The organism is Ruegeria sp. AL12, from assembly GCF_056540885.1.
This window is the reverse complement of record NZ_JBQFXN010000130.1, coordinates 1-689: the sequence shown is the minus strand read 5'-3', so window position 1 is coordinate 689 and position 689 is coordinate 1. Positions and strand designations below refer to the sequence as shown.

Here is a 689-nt window from a genome sequence, read left to right as displayed (position 1 = left end):
CCACGTTCGGGTTTCAGGCTGAAATCCAGATCGTCGTATTTCGGACCGCCGACGGCGCCCAGCAGAACCGCGTCAACCTCTTGCGCCTTTGCCATGGTCTCATCGGACAGAGGCTTGCCGTGGGCGTCATAGGCGGCACCACCCACCAGGTCCTCGCTCACGTCAAATTGAAGACCACGATTGGCACCGAACCAATCGATGATTCTGCGCACTTCGGCCATAACTTCTGGGCCAATTCCGTCTCCGGGCAGGATGAGGAGCGAGGGGTTGGGCATGAAGGGTCTCCTTGCGTTTTGTTGCACAGGCCCTAGCGTCTGCGCAGCATCGGGTCAATGAGACAGACCTGTCAAAACACAAGGAAAACACATGCTGACACCCGGAAATCTGGTTCCTGCGCTGAAAATTGAAACTGTCGCCCATGGCAGTTTCGACCTCGAGACCAACAAGGGCGAAAACGGAACGCTGGTGATTCAATATCGCGGATTGCATTGCCCGATCTGCATCAGGCAGATGACCGAGGCCGAGGCGGCGCTGGACGATTTCGCGGCGCTGGGTGTCGAGGTTATCATGATCACCACCGATACCGCCGAACGTGCCGCTGAAACCGCAGCAAAAGCCAATGTTTCCCGCCTGCGTGTAGGCCACAGCCTGCCCCTGTCTGAGGCACGGGAGGGTTGGGGGCTGAACAT

General features: G+C 58.2%; 2 protein-coding genes. One reads left to right on the top strand and one right to left on the bottom strand.

Going from position 1 to position 689, the window contains the following annotated elements:
* On the bottom strand, window positions 1-275 hold a 275-nt coding region (locus ACR0C6_RS21805), incomplete at its 3' end, for an isocitrate/isopropylmalate family dehydrogenase (RefSeq protein ID WP_480621244.1).
* 91 nt (window positions 276-366) lie between these two features.
* Here ACR0C6_RS21805 and ACR0C6_RS21800 point away from each other — a divergent pair.
* Window positions 367-689 (top strand): redoxin domain-containing protein (locus ACR0C6_RS21800; RefSeq protein ID WP_480621242.1); only part of this gene is annotated, 323 nt, incomplete at its 3' end.